The following is an 18,247-nucleotide window of genomic DNA, read 5'->3' on the forward strand; positions in this document are numbered from 1 at the left end:
AAATCAGGCAGTCAGACGGCTCGCGTCTTGCGCGATAACCAGTTCTTCGTTGGTTGGGATAACCAGCGCAGGACGGGTACCTTCTTTGTTGATGAAACCAGATTTGCCGAAACGTGCGGCCAGGTTACGTTCGTGGTCAACTTCAAAGCCCAGAACGCCCAGTTTGCCCAGAGACAGTTCACGAACCATCGCTGCGTTTTCACCGATACCACCGGTGAAGACAACTGCATCCAGACGACCATCCATCAGCGCAGTGTAAGAACCGATGTATTTTGCCAGACGGTGGCAGTAAACGTCCATTGCACGTTTAGCGTCTTCTTTAGTAGCGTAGTTATCTTCAACATAACGGCAGTCGCTGGTGACTTCGGTCAGACCCAGCAGGCCGGACTCTTTGGTCAGCATTTTGTTGATCTGGTCAACGCTCATGCCCAGGGTATCGTGCAGGTGGAAGATGATCGCCGGGTCGATGTCACCGGAACGCGTACCCATCACCAGACCTTCCAGCGGGGTCAGACCCATGGAGGTATCAACACATTTACCGTTACGGATAGCAGATACAGAACCGCCATTGCCCAGGTGGCAAGTGATGATGTTCAGCTCTTCAACCGGTTTGTTCAGCACTTTTGCCGCTTCCTGTGTGACGAAGAAGTGGCTGGTACCGTGCGCGCCGTAACGACGAACGCCGTGTTCTTTGTACAGGCTGTACGGCAGAGCATAGAGGTAAGACTCTTCCGGCATAGTCTGATGGAACGCGGTGTCGAATACAGCCACGTTTTTGTCTTTCAGATTAGGGAAGGATTTCAGCGCTTCTGCGATACCGATCAGGTGAGCCGGGTTATGCAGCGGTGCGAAAGAGGCAGAATCTTTGATGCCCTGAATAACGGAATCATCGATAACCACGGAGCTGGTGTACTTCTCGCCGCCGTGTACGATACGGTGACCAATAGCGGTCAATTGCGCAGACAATTCTGGTTTTTGTGCCAGAATAGTGTTAACGATAAAGTTCAGCGCTTCACTGTGAGCGGCGCCTGCACCTAAAGCCGCTTCTTGTTTACCGCCGTCCATTTTCCACTTGATACGTGCTTCTGGGAGATGGAAACATTCGGCTAAACCAGAGAGGTATTCTTCACCGTTTACTGCATCGATGATGGCAAATTTCAGTGAGGAGCTACCGCAGTTCAGAACCAGTACTAACTTACTCGACATGGAAGTACCTATTTATGATACGTGGCTAAAAAAACGTCAGGGAGTCATAGAGCGTAGCGCATGATGACACCGACGTTTATGATTAACATCATGCGCCATAGTCTTTTTGGGCACGATGGAATAAATACCTTTGAGTCTATGTCATTTTGCGTATTTTTCAGGCAATGGCATAATGTATGCCAATTTGACGACTCAATGATTTTGGACTACAGGCCTTACAGGCCGGCACAGGATACCTGAATGTGGGTATCAAAGACAAAATGTTTTGAACGATGTCCCTTGTAGTTGTTGTTTTGCACAAATTTTTTAATTTTTATATGTGAAGTTGAGGTAACCGCCATGTCGACACCGGATAATCGCTCCGTCAATTTTTTTAGCTTGTTTCGCCGGGGGCAGCACTATGCAAAGACGTGGCCAATGGAAAAGCGCCTTGCGCCCGTGTTTGTTGAGAACCGCGTGATCCGCATGACGCGTTACGCGATTCGTTTTATGCCGCCTATCGCCGTCTTCACCTTATGTTGGCAAATTGCGTTAGGGGGGCAGTTGGGCCCGGCCGTGGCGACTGCTCTGTTTGCGCTTAGCCTGCCGATGCAGGGGATGTGGTGGCTGGGAAAACGTTCCGTAACGCCGCTGCCGCCTTCAATTCTCAATTGGTTCTACGAAGTTCGGGGTAAATTGCAAGAAGCTGGGCAGGCGCTCTCTCCGGTGGAAGGAAAGCCGGATTACCAGGCGTTGGCTGACACGCTTAAGCGCGCCTTCAAACAACTGGATAAAACTTTCCTTGATGATTTGTAATTGACCCCTGATTACGCATATAAAAGAAGGCACAAGATGCCTTCTTTTTTTTCATCGCAGTAGTAGTGATACAGGAGTCCCAAATGGAAATGACCAACGCTCAACGTCTGATTTTGTCGAATCAGTACAAAATGATGACTATGCTCGATCCAACTAACGCCGAGCGTTATCGTCGTTTGCAGACGATTATTGAACGCGGTTACGGCTTGCAGATGCGTGAGCTGGATCGTGAGTTTGGTGAACTGACGGAAGAAACCTGTCGTACGATTATCGATATTATGGAGATGTATCACGCATTACATGTGTCCTGGACTAATCTTAAGGATGCGCAGGCTATTGATGAGCGTCGCGTGACCTTCCTCGGTTTTGACGCCGCAACGGAAGCCCGTTTCCTCGGGTACGTTCGTTTTATGGTCAATGTGGAAGGTCGTTACACCCACTTTGATGCGGGTACGCATGGCTTCAACGCCCAGACCCCAATGTGGGAAAAATATCAGCGTATGCTGAATGTTTGGCACTCTTGCCCGCGTCAGTATCACCTGAGCGCGAATGAAATTAACCAAATCATTAATGCCTGAGGGGGCGAGCGTGCAGTGCAAAGGTTTTCTGTTTGATCTGGATGGAACGCTGGTCGATTCCTTACCCGCAGTAGAGCGTGCGTGGTGCAACTGGGCCGATCGCTTCGGCCTCGATCACGCCGAGGTACTCGGCTTTATTCATGGCAAGCAGGCCATTACCTCCCTGCGACACTTTATGGTGGGCAAGTCTGAGGTAGAGATCGCCGCGGAGTTTACCCGTCTGGAGCAGATCGAAGCGACGGAAACCGCCGGGATCACCGCGCTGCCGGGGGCAGTTGATTTACTCAACCATCTCAATAAAGCGGGTATTCCATGGGCGATTGTGACCTCCGGCTCCATGCCGGTCGCACGGGCGCGCCATCGTGTTGCTGGGCTTCCTGCTCCAGAAGTGTTTGTCACCGCTGAGCGGGTAAAAAGAGGGAAGCCAGAGCCAGACGCGTATCTGTTAGGCGCTCAACTTCTGGGTCTGGCGCCGCAGGAATGTGCAGTGGTGGAAGATGCCCCCGCCGGGGTGCTCTCAGGATTGGCTGCTGGGTGTCATGTCATCGCGGTTAACGCGCCAGCGGATACGCCGCGTCTGGACGAGGTTGATTTTTCGCTGACCAGTCTGGAACATATTTCTGTGACCAAACAACCCAACGGAAATGTGGTCGTTATAAGAAATACCTGATCATGATTTAGCCCCAGATTGTTGGGGCTTTTTTATGGCAGAATCAGCCCATCCCTCTCATTTAACAAGGATATGTTGTGAACGGTGAATTGATATGGGTTCTCTCATTGCTGGCGATTGCCGTCGTCTTGTTTGCAACTGGCAGAGTGCGTATGGACGCGGTCGCTTTGCTGGTCATTATTGCCTTTGTTCTGAGCGGAACATTGAGCATCACAGAGGCTTTTTCCGGGTTCAGCGATCCTAACGTTATTTTGATAGCGGCTTTATTCATTATCGGCGACGGCCTGGTGCGTACCGGCGTGGCGACGGTAATGGGGGCCTGGCTGGTGAAGGTCGCTGGCAGCAGTGAAGTTAAAATGCTGGTGTTGCTGATGATAACCGTAGCCGGACTCGGTGCCTTCATGAGTTCGACCGGTGTGGTCGCCATCTTTATTCCGGTTGTCTTAAGCGTTTCCATGCGCATGCAAATCTCCCCCTCACGCCTGATGATGCCATTGAGCTTTGCCGGATTGATAAGCGGCATGATGACGCTGGTGGCAACGCCGCCGAACCTGGTCGTCAACAGTGAATTGTTACGTGAAGGACTTAACGGTTTTAGCTTTTTTAGCGTAACCCCACTGGGACTGGTGGTGTTGGTACTCGGCATAATTTATATGCTGGTGATGCGTTTTATGCTGAAAGGCGAAGACTCCGGGCAGCCGGGAGACGGCTGGAAGCGCCGGACCTTTCGCGATCTGATCAAAGAATATCGCCTGACAGGGCGTGCCCGTCGCCTGGCGATTCGCCCGGGTTCTCCCATGATTGGCCAACGTCTGGATGACCTGAAATTGCGTGAACGCTACGGGGCAAACGTGATTGGTGTTGAACGCTGGCGGCGTTTTCGCCGCGTGATTGTCGATGTTAACGGGGTTTCTGAGTTCCGTGCCCGTGACGTATTGCTGATCGATATGTCAGCGGCCGACGTTGACCTGCGTGAGTTTTGCAGCGAGCAACTGTTGGAGCCGATGGTGCTGCGTGGTGAATACTTCTCCGAGCAGGCGCTTGATGTGGGTATGGCCGAGATTTCATTGATTCCTGAATCGGAATTGATCGGCAAAACGGTACGGGAAATCGCTTTTCGTTCGCGTTACGGGCTTAATGTCGTCGGACTGAAGCGTGATGGTACGGCACTGGCCGGAGCAGTGGTGGATGAACCACTACTGATGGGCGATATCATTCTGGTGGTGGGCAACTGGAAACTCATCACTTTGTTGGGGCAAAAAGGGCGCGATTTCGTGGTGCTGAATATGCCCGTGGAAGTCAGTGAAGCTTCTCCGGCGCACAGCCAGGCGCCGCATGCGATTTTCTGTCTGGTGCTGATGGTCGCGTTAATGCTCACCGATGAAATCCCTAATACAGTTGCCGCGATTATCGCCTGTTTGCTGATGGGAAAATTCCGCTGCATCGATGCCGAAAGCGCCTACAAAGCCATTCACTGGCCAAGTATTATTTTGATTGTCGGAATGATGCCTTTTGCGCTGGCATTACAAAAAACGGGCGGCGTCGATCTGGTGGTTAAAGGGCTAATGGACGTTGGTGGAGGGTACGGCCCGTATATGATGCTGGGCTGTCTGTTCGTGCTGTGCGCGACCATTGGGTTATTTATCTCTAACACTGCGACGGCGGTACTGATGGCGCCGATTGCGCTGGCGGCAGCAAAGTCGATGGGCGTTTCGCCGTATCCTTTTGCAATGGTGATTGCGATGGCGGCTTCCGCAGCCTTTATGACGCCAGTTTCTTCACCGGTAAACACACTGGTACTCGGGCCGGGTAACTACAGCTTTAGCGATTTCGTAAAAATTGGCGTGCCGTTTACCATCATTGTGATGGTGGTGTGCGTGGTGATGATCCCGATGCTGTTTCCGTTTTGATTTTTATGTGCCGGATGGCGGCTAACGCCTCATCCGGCCTACAAAGGCAATGTCGCCGCAAACTTACAATGGAGAATCCTGACTGATTTCATCTAATGAGAGGTGAAAACTCGGGACGAATACGTCCATAAAGTAGTCCATCTCTTCGCTGCGTCGTGACTCCAGCGTTTTTTCCAGACGTGTTTTCGCCAGCAGAAATTCGTTGTTACCGGCAGAGAGTTCTTCCAGGCACTTCAGATACGCGCACAGGGCATCGGCCTGTTTAACAATCGACCTCTCTTCTTCACTTAAGGCATGTTCATCAATGAGCGGCGCAAAAATATCGCGCAGCTCATCGGGAACCATATCGACCAGTTTTTGTTGGGCAATTTTCTCTATCGCTTTATATTCTTGGGCAATCTGCGAGTTGAAATATTTCACTGGGGTAGGGAGATCGCCGGTTAACACCTCTGACGCATCGTGATACATCGCCAGCAGGGCAATACGCTCAGCATTAACCTGACCACCAAATTTACGGTTTTTAATTGCGGCCAGCGCATGGGCAACCATGGCAACCTGCAGACTGTGTTCGGACACGTTTTCGGTGCGCACGTTGCGCATCAGCGGCCAGCGGTTAATGAGTTTCAGACGGGAGAGGTGGGCAAAAAAGTGGCTCTGCTTCATAACGACCCTTACTCAGTGACTTCAGTAACGGTATTTTGCGCAGAGAGTGCTACCGGATGCAAACCCGGCAGCACTTTGCGTGGTTACAGCTGGCGATACCCTGACAGGAAACGCTCAAATTTACTCAGCGACATTTCGATATCGTCAATACGCGGTAGCGTGACGATGCGGAAATGATCCGGCCACGGCCAGTTGAATGCCGTCCCCTGGACCAGCAGTACTTTTTCCTGCAACAGGAAGTCGAGTACCATTTTCTGGTCGTCATGAATATTGAAGCGTTTAGCATCAATTTTCGGGAACATATACAGCGCACCGCGCGGTTTTACGCAAGAGACGCCGGGGATGTCATTAAGCAGTTCCCAGGCGCGGTTACGTTGCTCATACAGACGCCCGCCTGGCATGATGAATTCGCTGATGCTCTGATATCCACCCAGTGCGGTCTGAATGGCATGTTGTGCCGGAACGTTGGCACAAAGGCGCATAGAAGCCAGCATCTCAAGGCCTTCGATATACCCTTTGGCATGTTTCTTCGGTCCGTTCAATACCATCCAGCCCTGGCGGAAACCGGCAACACGATAGGTTTTTGACAGGCCGTTAAAGGTAATAGTCAGCAGGTCAGGGGCCATTGCCGCAATCGAGTGGTGCTCGGCGTCATCGTAAAGAATTTTGTCGTAAATCTCGTCCGCAAAGATGATGAGATTGTTTTGGCGGGCAATCTCAACAATCTCCATCAGCAGCTCTTTAGAATACACCGCGCCGGTTGGGTTGTTTGGGTTGATGATGACGATCCCACGGGTACGCGGCGTAATTTTGGCGCGGATATCATCCAGGTCCGGGAACCAGTCTGACGATTCGTCACACAGGTAGTGCACGGCATTACCACCAGAGAGCGAAACCGCCGCCGTCCACAGTGGATAATCAGGTGCAGGAACCAGCATTTCGTCCCCACTGTTTAGCAATGCCTGCATGGCCTGCACAATCAATTCAGATACACCGTTACCGATATAGATATCTTCCACGGTTACGTCGCGCATCCCACGGGCCTGGTAATGCTGCATGATTGCTTTGCGGGCTGAATAAAGGCCTTTGGAATCGCAATATCCTTGCGCAGTTGGCAAATTGCGGATCACATCCACCAAAATTTCATCTGGCGCTTCAAACCCGAAAGGCGCAGGGTTGCCGATGTTCAGTTTCAGAACTTTGTTGCCTTCTTCTTCCAGGCGCTTTGCTTCCTTCAGAACCGGGCCGCGAATGTCATAACAGACGTTTTCTAATTTGCTGGATTTTTCAATGGGGGACATGAACGTTGACCTTTTTAGCTGTGAATGCCACTCCCTGCCGTGGAAGTCAGCCCAGCACAATGTACTCCCACGACGGTGAGTTTTGAAGGGTCTTTAGTAGAAGATTTTGGAAAGCAGGAGAATTATAATTCACTGTTAATAACTAAATAATGTGATTTTTGTAGAGTAATAATCTGGATTGTTGTGTTTTTTGTGGTTTATATTTTGCTTTGTTAGTGTGGGTGTGGTGATTTGTCTGGTCAAAAAAAGTTAGACCTGTAAAGAAAAAGGTAGCCGAGATCTCAGCTGAATGGCGTAATTCGAAAATACTGAGGTTTTGCCTGCGAAATCTGTTATCGGTCTGATCCCTGCGTGATGCGGTGTGAATCCATTGTTAAGCATAATTAATGAATTGAGAGATTCTTAATTAATTATTATTTATTATTTAAACGACATCAAATTGAGTGGGCCAATAATACGAAAACCGTTGCGCTGACATAACACCAATTTGCCCGGAATTATTCGCGATAACACTTATAAATATAGTGGTTTTAGGTTAAGATAACTCCTATGAAATGGTGTGTAGTACGAATTTTACGATAATTCAAATGTTTGTTGGTTGTTCCTAACATCCTGAAAAGTTAGTTTTTAATGTGTAAATTATTGTTCGTTAACTATTTTTTAAATTTACAAAATTTACATGTTTCCCATTAGTCAGAATCATCCAGCAGCTAAAAATACGGCTCTTTCTCGTTGCTATATTCCGATGAATATCACGGGTATTAAAATAGCTCAGAAAGAGAATTGTTTCGTTTGTTAAACCAAATACATCCTTATTTTCACTTGGTTACACTAAGCGAAACTGAAGGGAGGCACATTACAAATGGAGTTGTTTGATTCTGAATGCACAGCATTAACCCGGTATGACCCGCGAGTAAGTGAAAAACTATGATAAATGCAAATCGTCCGATAATTAACCTCGACCTCGATCTGCTGAGAACCTTTGTTGCTGTTGCCGACCTGAATACCTTTGCGGCTGCGGCAGCTGCGGTATGTCGAACTCAGTCTGCGGTAAGTCAGCAAATGCAGCGTCTTGAACAACTTGTGGGGAAAGAGTTGTTCGCGCGCCATGGACGCAACAAACTGCTGACCGAACATGGTATCCAGCTGTTGGGTTACGCCAGGAAAATACTGCGATTTAATGATGAGGCATGCTCATCATTGATGTTTAACAATCTTCAGGGGGTGTTAACTATCGGTGCTTCTGATGAATCCGCCGATACCATACTCCCTTTTCTGCTTAACCGTATAAGTTCGGTTTATCCGAAACTTGCACTGGATGTCAGAGTGAAACGCAACGCCTACATGGTGGAGATGCTTAAGTCGCAAGAAGTGGATTTAGTGGTCACCACTAACCGACCTGGCGATTTTGAGTGCCTGAATTTGCGGACTTCACCGACGCACTGGTATTGCGCAGCCGAATATATCCTGCAAAAAGGGGAACCGGTGCCGTTAGTTCTGCTGGACGATCCCAGCCCGTTTCGCGATATCGTGCTGGCGACGTTGAATGCCGCACAGATCCCGTGGCGTCTGGCTTATGTCGCTTCAACATTGCCTGCGGTCCGCGCGGCGGTAAAAGCAGGGCTGGGCGTTACTGCCCGTCCTGTCGAAATGATGAGCCCGGATTTACGCGTACTGGGTGCGGCAGACGGATTACCACCTCTGCCTGATACCGAGTATCTGCTGTGCAGCGATCCGGCCACGCAAAATGAATTAGCTCAGGTTATCTTTAAGTCGATGCAGACATATCAAAATCCTTGGCAATACAATCAGTTTACCCCTGAAGGGGGAGATGACTCGCTGATTGTTGAAGGCGACTTTGAGTAAAGCGTCACAAAAAAACGTTTTAAAATGTAAGTGTAAAAAAGAGCCACTGATGATGAAAAAACATCCAGCGGCTCTTTTTTTATGCAAATATTACTGCTTTCTGTTCATTCATATACTAAAACTTAACAAAATCAGCAGGTAAAAAAACAGACTGACAATAGGATGAAAAATAATCAGCTGAGTTGCTAAATGTTTCCATGTTAAAAAACTAGAGAAATTGTTGCTGTTTTTTATGGTGAATTAACAAAAGCGTGTCACAGATCAAGAAAATACTCCCATTTAGGGGGAGGCATCTGGGTGAATTCCTGTCAAAATAGACGTGTATTATCTTTTTTACTTCACTACGGACACGATTCAACAACATTAAAAATGACCGATGATGCAATCGAAGTGGGTCTAAAGAGCACTTTATGTTAATGAAGTTGGAACAGTGTAAAATAATGTGAGGAAACTTTTGTTAAAGTTGACAAAAGGTTATAGAAAGGAGTAAAAAACCCCATCAATTAGCTGTATAAAATGATTTTTCACAGTGATTGTAAGGTTTTTTTATTCCTCCCCATGAATCGATGTGGCGTTCATCTGCCGAAAAGAGCAGAGAATTTGGCGCTACTTTTGATGAGTAAGCAATGAGTATGTCAACATCCACTGAAATCATCGCTCATCACTGGGCATTCGCTATCTTTCTTATCGTTGCCATTGGCCTGTGCTGCCTGATGCTCGTCGGCGGCTGGTTTTTAGGGGGGCGCGCACGCGCGAGATCTAAAAACGTGCCGTTTGAATCAGGTATCGACTCGGTCGGCACCGCCCGCCTGCGCCTGTCTGCCAAGTTTTATCTGGTAGCCATGTTCTTCGTTATCTTCGACGTTGAAGCGCTGTATCTGTTCGCATGGTCAACTTCTATCCGTGAAAGCGGTTGGATTGGCTTTGTGGAAGCTGCAATTTTTATTTTTGTGTTACTGGCAGGTCTGGTTTATCTGGTGCGTATTGGCGCGCTGGACTGGACGCCCGCGCGTTCACGCCGCGAGCGTATGAACCCGGAAACGAACAGTATCGCTAATCGTCAACGCTAACCGCGAGGCATTAAGATGGATTATACGCTCACCCGCATAGATCCTAACGGTGAGAACGACCGTTACCCCCTGCAAAAACAGGAGATCGTAACCGACCCCCTGGAACAAGAAGTTAACAAAAACGTGTTCATGGGCAAACTGCATGACATGGTTAACTGGGGCCGTAAAAACTCAATTTGGCCATATAACTTTGGCCTTTCCTGCTGCTACGTTGAGATGGTGACCTCGTTTACCGCCGTGCACGATGTGGCCCGTTTTGGTGCGGAAGTACTGCGTGCATCGCCGCGTCAGGCTGACCTGATGGTCGTAGCCGGAACCTGCTTTACCAAAATGGCACCAGTTATTCAGCGCCTCTACGATCAGATGCTGGAACCGAAATGGGTTATTTCCATGGGCGCATGCGCAAACTCCGGCGGTATGTACGACATCTATTCTGTGGTGCAGGGCGTTGATAAATTTATTCCGGTCGATGTGTACATCCCGGGATGTCCGCCGCGCCCAGAAGCGTATATGCAGGCTCTGATGCTGCTGCAAGATTCCATTGGCAAAGAACGCCGTCCGCTCTCCTGGGTGGTTGGCGATCAGGGCGTTTATCGCGCCAATATGCAGTCAGAACGCGAGCGTAAACGCGGCGAACGTATTGCTGTAACGAATCTTCGTACACCAGACGAGATTTAATTTGCGCCTGTCGGCAGCAGCACTTCCTTCGCTTATCACTACATAAATAGCGCGAAGCACTGCCGACCACCACGGACCATTTGCAATGGTGAACAATATGACCGACTTAACCGCGCAAGACGCCGTATGGCAAACACGGGATCACCTTGATGACCCGGTCATTGGCGAACTGCGCAACCGTTTTGGGCCGGATGCCTTTACCGTTCAGGCGACTCGCACCGGGGTACCCGTTGTTTGGGTCAAGCGTGAACAATTACTGGAAGTTGGCGATTTCTTAAAGAGACTGCCGAAACCTTACGTCATGCTGTTTGACTTACACGGCATGGACGAACGTCTGCGTACGCACCGCGAAGGGTTACCTGCCGCGGATTTTTCCGTTTTCTATCACCTGATTTCCATTGAACGCAATCGCGATATCATGCTCAAGGTGGCTTTGTCTGAAAACGATCTGCGCGTACCGACTTTCACCAAACTGTTCCCGAACGCCAACTGGTACGAGCGTGAAACCTGGGAAATGTTTGGCATCGATATCGAAGGTCACCCGCACCTGACGCGTCTGCTGATGCCGCATACCTGGGAAGGTCATCCGCTGCGTAAAGACTACCCGGCGCGTGCGACCGAATTTGATCCGTTTGAGCTGACTAAAGCCAAACAGGATCTGGAAATGGAAGCGCTGACCTTCAAACCTGAAGATTGGGGTATGAAGCGTAGTACCGAAAACGAGGACTTCATGTTCCTCAACCTCGGTCCTAACCACCCGTCTTCTCACGGTGCTTTCCGTATTGTGCTGCAGCTTGATGGCGAAGAAATCGTCGACTGCGTACCTGACATCGGCTACCACCACCGTGGCGCTGAAAAGATGGGTGAACGTCAGTCCTGGCACAGCTACATTCCGTACACCGACCGTATTGAGTACCTCGGCGGCTGCGTAAACGAAATGCCTTACGTACTGGCCGTTGAGAAGCTGGCTGGTATCACCACACCGGATCGCGTCAACGTGATTCGCGTGATGTTGTCCGAACTGTTCCGTATCAACAGCCACCTGCTGTACATCTCCACGTTCATTCAGGACGTCGGCGCGATGACCCCGGTATTCTTCGCCTTTACCGACCGTCAGAAAATCTATGACGTGGTGGAAGCGATCACCGGTTTCCGTATGCACCCGGCCTGGTTCCGTATCGGCGGTGTGGCACACGATCTGCCGCGCGGTTGGGACAAGCTGCTGCGTGACTTCCTCGACTGGATGCCAAAACGTCTGGATTCTTACGAGAAAGCCGCACTGCGTAACACCATCCTGAAAGGCCGTTCGCAGGGCGTTGCCGCTTACGGTAAGAAAGAAGCGCTGGACTGGGGTTGTACCGGTGCTGCGCTGCGCGCGACCGGTATTGATTTCGACGTGCGTAAAGCGCGTCCGTACTCTGGTTACGAAAACTTTGACTTTGAAGTCCCGGTTGGCGGCGGCGTTTCTGACTGCTATACCCGCGTGATGCTGAAAGTTGAAGAGCTGCGCCAGAGTCTGCGCATCCTTGAGCAGTGCCTCAATAACATGCCGGAAGGCCCGTTCAAAGCGGATCACCCGCTGACGACGCCGCCGCCGAAAGAGCGCACGCTGCAACATATCGAAACCCTGATCACCCACTTCCTGCAGGTTTCGTGGGGTCCGGTTATGCCGGCAAACGAGTCCTTCCAGATGGTGGAAGCGACCAAGGGTATCAACAGTTACTACCTGACCAGCGATGGCAGCACCATGAGTTACCGTACCCGTATCCGTACCCCGAGCTATGCGCACCTGCAGCAGATCCCGGTAGCGGTACGTGGCAGCCTGGTGTCCGACTTAATCGTCCATCTGGGTAGTATCGATTTTGTTATGTCAGATGTGGACCGCTAATTATGCACGAGAATCAACAACCACAAACCGAGGCTTTTGAGCTGAGTGCGGCTGAGCGTGAAGCGATTGAGCACGAGAAGCACCACTACGAAGACCCGCGTGCGGCGTCCATTGAAGCGCTGAAAATCGTTCAGAAACAGCGTGGCTGGGTGCCGGATGGGGCGATCTATGCGATCGCTGATGTGCTGGGTATTCCGGCAAGCGACGTAGAAGGTGTTGCTACGTTTTATAGCCAGATCTTCCGCCAGCCGGTAGGTCGCCACGTGATCCGCTATTGCGACAGCGTGGTGTGCCATATCAACGGCTACCAGGGGATCCAGGCCGCGCTTGAGAAAAAACTCAACATCAAGCCGGGGCAGACGACCTTTGATGGTCGCTTTACGCTGCTGCCGACCTGTTGCCTGGGGAACTGCGATAAAGGGCCAAACATGATGATCGATGAGGATACTCACGCTCACCTGACCCCGGAAGGCATTCCCGAACTACTGGAGCGGTATAAATGAAAGACATTATCCGTACTCCCGAAACCCATCCGCTGACCTGGCGTCTGCGTGATGACAAACAGCCGGTCTGGCTGGACGAATACCGTAGCAAGAACGGCTACGAAGGTGCGCGTAAGGCCCTGACCGGGCTGTCACCGGACGAAATCGTTAATCAGGTAAAAGACGCTGGCCTGAAAGGGCGCGGCGGCGCGGGCTTTTCCACCGGTCTGAAGTGGAGCCTGATGCCGAAAGACGAATCCATGAACATCCGTTACCTGCTGTGTAACGCCGATGAAATGGAGCCGGGCACCTATAAAGACCGTCTGCTGATGGAACAGCTGCCGCACCTGCTGGTGGAAGGCATGCTGATTTCCGCGTTTGCGCTGAAAGCGTACCGTGGTTACATCTTCCTGCGCGGTGAATATATCGAAGCAGCCGTGCATCTGCGTCGCGCGATTGCCGAAGCGACCGAAGCCGGTCTGCTTGGCAAAAACATCATGGGCACTGGTTTCGACTTCGAACTGTTTGTCCACACCGGGGCAGGGCGTTACATCTGCGGTGAAGAAACCGCGCTGATCAACTCCCTCGAAGGTCGCCGTGCTAACCCTCGTTCCAAGCCGCCGTTCCCGGCAAGCTCTGGCGCATGGGGCAAACCGACCTGCGTAAACAACGTCGAAACCCTGTGTAACGTACCGGCTATCCTCGCGAACGGCGTGGAGTGGTACCAGAACATTTCGAAGAGCAAAGACGCGGGCACCAAGCTGATGGGCTTCTCTGGTCGCGTGAAGAATCCTGGCCTGTGGGAACTGCCTTTCGGTACTACCGCGCGTGAGATCCTCGAAGATTACGCGGGCGGCATGCGCGATGGACTGAAGTTCAAAGCCTGGCAGCCTGGCGGCGCAGGGACTGACTTCCTGACCGAAGCACACCTCGATCTGCCGATGGAATTCGAAAGCATTGGTAAAGCAGGTAGCCGTCTGGGCACCGCGCTGGCCATGGCTGTTGATCACGAGATTGGCATGGTTCCTTTGGTGCGTAACCTCGAAGAGTTCTTTGCCCGCGAGTCTTGCGGCTGGTGTACGCCGTGCCGTGACGGTCTGCCGTGGAGTGTGAAAATTCTGCGCGCGCTGGAGCGTGGCGAAGGCCAGCCTGGGGATATCGAGACACTTGAGCAACTGTGTCGTTTCCTCGGCCCGGGTAAAACCTTCTGTGCACACGCACCGGGTGCAGTGGAACCGCTGCAGAGCGCCATTAAATATTTCCGCGAAGAATTCGAAGCTGGCATCAAGCAGTCCTTCAGCAATACCCATCAGATTGGTGGTATTCAGCCGAACCTGCTGAAAGAGCGCTGGTGATTACAGGGTTAGCCCTGTGTCGCGATAAGAAATTCGATTAACGCTCGGTTACGACCGAGCCAACTGGAAGCATGCTGACTATGGCTACGATTCATGTAGACGGCAAAGAATATGAGGTCAACGGAGCGGACAACCTGCTGGAAGCTTGTCTGTCTCTCGGCCTTGATATTCCGTACTTTTGCTGGCACCCGGCGCTGGGAAGCGTCGGTGCTTGCCGCCAGTGTGCGGTGAAGCAATATCAAAACGCGGAAGACACGCGTGGTCGCCTGGTGATGTCTTGTATGACACCGGCCACCGAAGGCACCTTTATTTCTATTGATGACGAAGAAGCGAAACAGTTCCGCGAAAGCGTTGTGGAGTGGTTGATGACTAACCACCCGCACGACTGTCCGGTCTGTGAAGAGGGCGGCAACTGCCACCTGCAGGATATGACCGTCATGACCGGTCACAGCTTCCGTCGCTACCGCTTCACGAAGCGTACTCACCGTAACCAGGACCTGGGGCCGTTCATCTCTCACGAAATGAACCGCTGCATCGCCTGCTATCGCTGCATACGTTACTACAAAGATTACGCCGATGGTGCGGATCTGGGCGTCTATGGCGCACATGACAACGTCTACTTTGGCCGCCCGGAAGACGGTACGCTCGAAAGCGAGTTCTCCGGTAACCTGGTAGAAATTTGCCCGACCGGCGTCTTCACCGATAAAACGCACTCTGAGCGTTATAACCGTAAATGGGACATGCAGTTTGCGCCGAGCATCTGCCAGCAGTGTTCCATCGGCTGTAACACCAGCCCGGGCGAGCGCTACGGTGAACTGCGTCGTATCGAAAACCGTTATAACGGTACCGTTAACCACTACTTCCTCTGCGACCGTGGTCGTTTTGGCTATGGTTACGTGAACCTGAAAGACCGTCCGCGTCAGCCGGTACAGCGTCGTGGCGATGACCTGATCACGCTGAACGCCGAGCAGGCGATGCAGGGCGCGGCAGATATTCTGCGTCAGTCGAAGAAAGTAATTGGTATCGGCTCCCCGCGCGCCAGCGTTGAAAGTAACTTCGCGCTGCGTGAACTGGTGGGTGCGGATAACTTCTATACCGGTATCGCCCAGGGCGAGCAGGAACGTCTGCAACTGGCACTGAGCGTGCTGCGTGACGGCGGGATTCATACTCCGGCACTGCGCGAAATCGAATCTTATGATGCGGTTCTGGTGCTGGGCGAAGATGTCACCCAGACCGGCGCACGCGTTGCGCTGGCAGTGCGTCAGGCGGTGAAAGGTAAAGCGCGTGAAATGGCGGCGGCACAGAAAGTGGCTGACTGGCAGATCGCAGCAATCCTTAACATCGGCCAGCGTGCTAAGCACCCGCTGTTCGTTACCAACGTCGATAACACCCGTCTGGATGACATCGCCGCATGGACCTATCGTGCACCGGTTGAAGATCAGGCGCGTTTAGGTTTCGCTATCGCTCATGCGCTGGATAACAACGCTCCGGCGGTTGACGGTATCGACCGTGACCTGCAGAACAAAATTGACGTTATCGTTCAGGCACTGGCCGGGGCGAAGAAACCACTGATTATTTCCGGCACCAACGCCGGTAGCGCCGAAGTGATTCAGGCGGCTGCCAACGTGGCGAAGGCGCTGAAAGGCCGTGGCGCAGACGTCGGCATCACCATGATTGCTCGCTCTGTTAACAGCATGGGCCTGGGTATGATTGGCGGTGGTTCCCTTGACGATGCGCTGACCGAGCTGGAAACAGGTCGTGCTGACGCCGTTGTGGTGCTGGAGAATGACCTGCATCGCCATGCTTCAGCAACGCGTGTGAACGCTGCGCTGGCGAAAGCACCGCTGGTACTGGTCATTGACCATCAGCGTACGGCAATTATGGAAAACGCTCATCTGGTGCTTTCCGCCGCAAGCTTCGCCGAAAGCGATGGTACGGTGATTAACAACGAAGGCCGCGCTCAGCGTTTCTTCCAGGTCTACGACCCGTCCTACTACGACAGTAACACCGTGATGCTGGAAAGCTGGCGCTGGCTGCACTCGCTGCACAGCACCGTGCAGAGCCGCGAAGTGGACTGGACGCAGCTCGACCACGTTATCGACGCGGTCGTTGAGAAGCTGCCGCAACTGGCGGGTATCAAAGATGCCGCTCCGGACGCAAGCTTCCGTATCCGTGGACAGAAATTGGCACGTGAACCGCACCGCTACAGCGGTCGTACCGCAATGCGCGCCAACATCAGCGTACACGAACCGCGCCAGCCGCAGGACAAAGACACTATGTTCGCCTTCTCTATGGAAGGGAACAACCAACCGTCTGCGCCGCGTTCACAAATTCCGTTTGCCTGGGCTCCGGGCTGGAACTCCCCACAGGCGTGGAACAAGTTCCAGGATGAAGTGGGCGGTAAACTGCGTCATGGCGATCCGGGCGTGCGTCTGATCGAAGCTTCTGCAGATGGTATGGATTACTTCACTACCGTTCCGGCGAGCTTCCAGGCTCAGGATGGTCAGTGGCGTATAGCGCCGTACTACCATCTGTTTGGCAGTGACGAAATGTCCCAGCGTGCGCCAGTCTTCCAGACTCGCATGCCGCAGCCGTACATCAAACTCAACCCGGCTGATGCCGCGAAGTTGGGTGTTAATGCCGGTACGCGCGTTTCTTTCAGCTACGATGGCAACACGGTTACGCTGCCGGTTGAAATCGCTGAAGGATTAACGGCAGGGCAGGTTGGTTTGCCGATGGGTATGCCTGGCATCGCGCCGGTTCTGGCAGGTGCGCGTCTTGAGGATCTGCAGGAGGCACAACAATGAGTTGGATTACACCCGATCTGATTGAGATCCTGCTGAGCATTCTCAAAGCGGTCGTGATCCTGCTGGTGGTGGTCACCTGCGGGGCATTCATGAGCTTTGGCGAACGTCGTCTGCTGGGTCTGTTCCAGAACCGTTACGGACCGAACCGTGTTGGCTGGGGCGGTTCGCTCCAGCTGGTTGCGGACATGATCAAGATGTTCTTTAAAGAAGACTGGATCCCGAAATTCTCGGATCGCGTCATCTTTACCCTGGCACCGATGATCGCCTTCACCTCGCTGCTGCTGGCTTTCGCCATCGTGCCGGTGAGTCCGAACTGGGTGGTTGCTGACCTGAACATCGGGATCCTGTTCTTCCTGATGATGGCGGGCCTCGCGGTATACGCGGTGCTGTTCGCTGGCTGGTCCAGTAACAACAAATACTCCCTGCTCGGTGCGATGCGTGCGTCTGCGCAGACGCTGAGCTACGAAGTGTTCCTCGGGCTTTCCCTGATGGGCGTGGTGGCGCAGGCCGGTTCATTTAACATGACCGACATCGTCAACAACCAGGCTGATATCTGGAACGTTATTCCGCAGTTCTTTGGTTTTGTCACCTTTGCCATCGCGGGCGTGGCGGTGTGCCACCGTCACCCGTTTGACCAGCCAGAAGCCGAGCAGGAACTGGCCGACGGTTACCACATTGAATATTCCGGTATGAAATTCGGTTTGTTCTTCGTGGGTGAATACATCGGTATCGTCACCATTTCTGCACTGATGGTTACCCTGTTCTTCGGTGGCTGGCATGGCCCGTTCTTACCGCCATTCGTCTGGTTCGCGCTGAAAACCGCGTTCTTCATGATGATGTTCATTTTGATTCGTGCGTCGTTACCGCGTCCTCGTTATGACCAGGTAATGTCCTTCGGCTGGAAAGTCTGTCTGCCGCTGACGCTCGTCAACTTGCTGGTAACGGCGGCTGTCATTCTCTGGCAGGCGCAATAAGGGA

At 52.1% G+C, this 18,247-nt stretch carries 15 protein-coding genes; 12 read left to right on the forward strand and 3 right to left on the reverse strand.

All coding sequences use genetic code 11. The features are described 5' to 3' along the window. Window positions 1–3: 3 nt before the first annotated feature. The gene (ackA, locus tag LY264_RS07635; RefSeq protein WP_003834770.1) at window positions 4–1,206 is read right to left on the reverse strand and encodes an acetate kinase; all 1,203 of its coding nucleotides are present in this window, start codon (window positions 1,204–1,206) and stop codon (window positions 4–6) included. A 339-nt stretch (window positions 1,207–1,545) separates the two neighbouring features. Here ackA and yfbV point away from each other — a divergent pair, with 339 nt between their 5' ends. The 4 genes from yfbV (at window position 1,546) to LY264_RS07655 (ending at window position 5,159) form a co-directional block, all read left to right on the forward strand. Continuing rightward, window positions 1,546–2,001, forward strand: a complete 456-nt coding sequence (gene yfbV, locus LY264_RS07640; protein WP_003028087.1) for a terminus macrodomain insulation protein YfbV — start codon at window positions 1,546–1,548, stop codon at window positions 1,999–2,001. An 83-nt stretch (window positions 2,002–2,084) separates the two neighbouring features. After that, window positions 2,085–2,579, forward strand: coding sequence for a YfbU family protein (locus LY264_RS07645; protein ID WP_003028086.1), 495 nt, complete (start codon window positions 2,085–2,087; stop codon window positions 2,577–2,579). After that, window positions 2,572–3,249 carry a sugar phosphatase gene (locus tag LY264_RS07650; RefSeq protein WP_122984032.1) on the forward strand — a complete coding sequence of 226 codons (678 nt, stop codon included), beginning with the start codon at window positions 2,572–2,574 and terminating at the stop codon, window positions 3,247–3,249. The genes LY264_RS07645 and LY264_RS07650 overlap by 8 nt, the downstream gene beginning before the upstream one ends. A 77-nt stretch (window positions 3,250–3,326) precedes the next feature. After that, entirely contained in the window at window positions 3,327–5,159 is a 1,833-nt protein-coding gene (locus LY264_RS07655; protein WP_048224738.1) for an SLC13 family permease, read from the forward strand. A gap of 63 nt (window positions 5,160–5,222) precedes the next feature. On the opposite strand, the gene yfbR is transcribed toward LY264_RS07655, so the two are convergent. Together yfbR and alaA are read right to left on the reverse strand one after the other, a co-directional pair. Beyond that, entirely contained in the window at window positions 5,223–5,822 is a 600-nt protein-coding gene (gene yfbR, locus LY264_RS07660) for a 5'-deoxynucleotidase (protein WP_003028083.1), read from the reverse strand. Window positions 5,823–5,905: 83 nt separating this feature from the next. Continuing rightward, window positions 5,906–7,123, reverse strand: a complete 1,218-nt coding sequence (alaA, locus tag LY264_RS07665) for an alanine transaminase AlaA (RefSeq protein ID WP_003028082.1) — start codon at window positions 7,121–7,123, stop codon at window positions 5,906–5,908. A gap of 927 nt (window positions 7,124–8,050) precedes the next feature. On the opposite strand from alaA, the gene lrhA reads away from it, so the two are divergent. From lrhA to nuoH, 8 genes are all read left to right on the forward strand, one after another. Continuing rightward, the gene (gene lrhA / locus LY264_RS07670) at window positions 8,051–8,989 is read left to right on the forward strand and encodes a transcriptional regulator LrhA (protein WP_003834760.1); all 939 of its coding nucleotides are present in this window, start codon (window positions 8,051–8,053) and stop codon (window positions 8,987–8,989) included. Window positions 8,990–9,615: 626 nt separating this feature from the next. Continuing rightward, the gene (nuoA, locus tag LY264_RS07675; protein WP_003028077.1) at window positions 9,616–10,059 is read left to right on the forward strand and encodes an NADH-quinone oxidoreductase subunit NuoA; all 444 of its coding nucleotides are present in this window, start codon (window positions 9,616–9,618) and stop codon (window positions 10,057–10,059) included. A 15-nt stretch (window positions 10,060–10,074) separates the two neighbouring features. Further along, the gene (gene nuoB, locus LY264_RS07680; RefSeq protein ID WP_003028075.1) at window positions 10,075–10,737 is read left to right on the forward strand and encodes an NADH-quinone oxidoreductase subunit NuoB; all 663 of its coding nucleotides are present in this window, start codon (window positions 10,075–10,077) and stop codon (window positions 10,735–10,737) included. A gap of 85 nt (window positions 10,738–10,822) precedes the next feature. Continuing rightward, entirely contained in the window at window positions 10,823–12,625 is a 1,803-nt protein-coding gene (gene nuoC / locus LY264_RS07685; RefSeq protein WP_003834757.1) for an NADH-quinone oxidoreductase subunit C/D, read from the forward strand. Between the two features lie 2 nt (window positions 12,626–12,627). Then, the gene (nuoE, locus tag LY264_RS07690) at window positions 12,628–13,128 is read left to right on the forward strand and encodes an NADH-quinone oxidoreductase subunit NuoE (protein ID WP_003028069.1); all 501 of its coding nucleotides are present in this window, start codon (window positions 12,628–12,630) and stop codon (window positions 13,126–13,128) included. Beyond that, entirely contained in the window at window positions 13,125–14,462 is a 1,338-nt protein-coding gene (gene nuoF, locus LY264_RS07695; RefSeq protein WP_003834753.1) for an NADH-quinone oxidoreductase subunit NuoF, read from the forward strand. Before nuoE ends, nuoF begins: the two co-directional genes overlap by 4 nt. A gap of 80 nt (window positions 14,463–14,542) precedes the next feature. Continuing rightward, entirely contained in the window at window positions 14,543–17,269 is a 2,727-nt protein-coding gene (nuoG, locus tag LY264_RS07700; protein WP_249457578.1) for an NADH-quinone oxidoreductase subunit NuoG, read from the forward strand. Then, window positions 17,266–18,243, forward strand: coding sequence for an NADH-quinone oxidoreductase subunit NuoH (gene nuoH, locus LY264_RS07705; RefSeq protein WP_003028063.1), 978 nt, complete (start codon window positions 17,266–17,268; stop codon window positions 18,241–18,243). Before nuoG ends, nuoH begins: the two co-directional genes overlap by 4 nt. The last annotated feature ends 4 nt before the right edge of the window (window positions 18,244–18,247 follow it).

It is taken from the genome of Citrobacter portucalensis (genome assembly GCF_023374935.1).
Lineage (GTDB): Bacteria > Pseudomonadota > Gammaproteobacteria > Enterobacterales > Enterobacteriaceae > Citrobacter > Citrobacter portucalensis.

Excerpts from the sequence above, each read along its gene's own strand:
- alaA (WP_003028082.1), bottom strand. The coding sequence starts at position 7,123 with ATGTCCCCCATTGAAAAATCCAGCAAATTAGAAAACGTCTGTTATGAC.
- ackA (WP_003834770.1), bottom strand. The coding sequence starts at position 1,206 with ATGTCGAGTAAGTTAGTACTGGTTCTGAACTGCGGTAGCTCCTCACTG.
- lrhA (WP_003834760.1), top strand. The coding sequence starts at position 8,051 with ATGATAAATGCAAATCGTCCGATAATTAACCTCGACCTCGATCTGCTG.
- nuoF (WP_003834753.1), top strand. The coding sequence starts at position 13,125 with ATGAAAGACATTATCCGTACTCCCGAAACCCATCCGCTGACCTGGCGT.
- nuoG (WP_249457578.1), top strand. The coding sequence starts at position 14,543 with ATGGCTACGATTCATGTAGACGGCAAAGAATATGAGGTCAACGGAGCG.
- nuoC (WP_003834757.1), top strand. The coding sequence starts at position 10,823 with ATGGTGAACAATATGACCGACTTAACCGCGCAAGACGCCGTATGGCAA.
- nuoB (WP_003028075.1), top strand. The coding sequence starts at position 10,075 with ATGGATTATACGCTCACCCGCATAGATCCTAACGGTGAGAACGACCGT.
- nuoA (WP_003028077.1), top strand. The coding sequence starts at position 9,616 with ATGAGTATGTCAACATCCACTGAAATCATCGCTCATCACTGGGCATTC.
- nuoE (WP_003028069.1), top strand. The coding sequence starts at position 12,628 with ATGCACGAGAATCAACAACCACAAACCGAGGCTTTTGAGCTGAGTGCG.
- LY264_RS07650 (WP_122984032.1), top strand. The coding sequence starts at position 2,572 with ATGCCTGAGGGGGCGAGCGTGCAGTGCAAAGGTTTTCTGTTTGATCTG.
- yfbR (WP_003028083.1), bottom strand. The coding sequence starts at position 5,822 with ATGAAGCAGAGCCACTTTTTTGCCCACCTCTCCCGTCTGAAACTCATT.
- yfbV (WP_003028087.1), top strand. The coding sequence starts at position 1,546 with ATGTCGACACCGGATAATCGCTCCGTCAATTTTTTTAGCTTGTTTCGC.
- LY264_RS07645 (WP_003028086.1), top strand. The coding sequence starts at position 2,085 with ATGGAAATGACCAACGCTCAACGTCTGATTTTGTCGAATCAGTACAAA.
- nuoH (WP_003028063.1), top strand. The coding sequence starts at position 17,266 with ATGAGTTGGATTACACCCGATCTGATTGAGATCCTGCTGAGCATTCTC.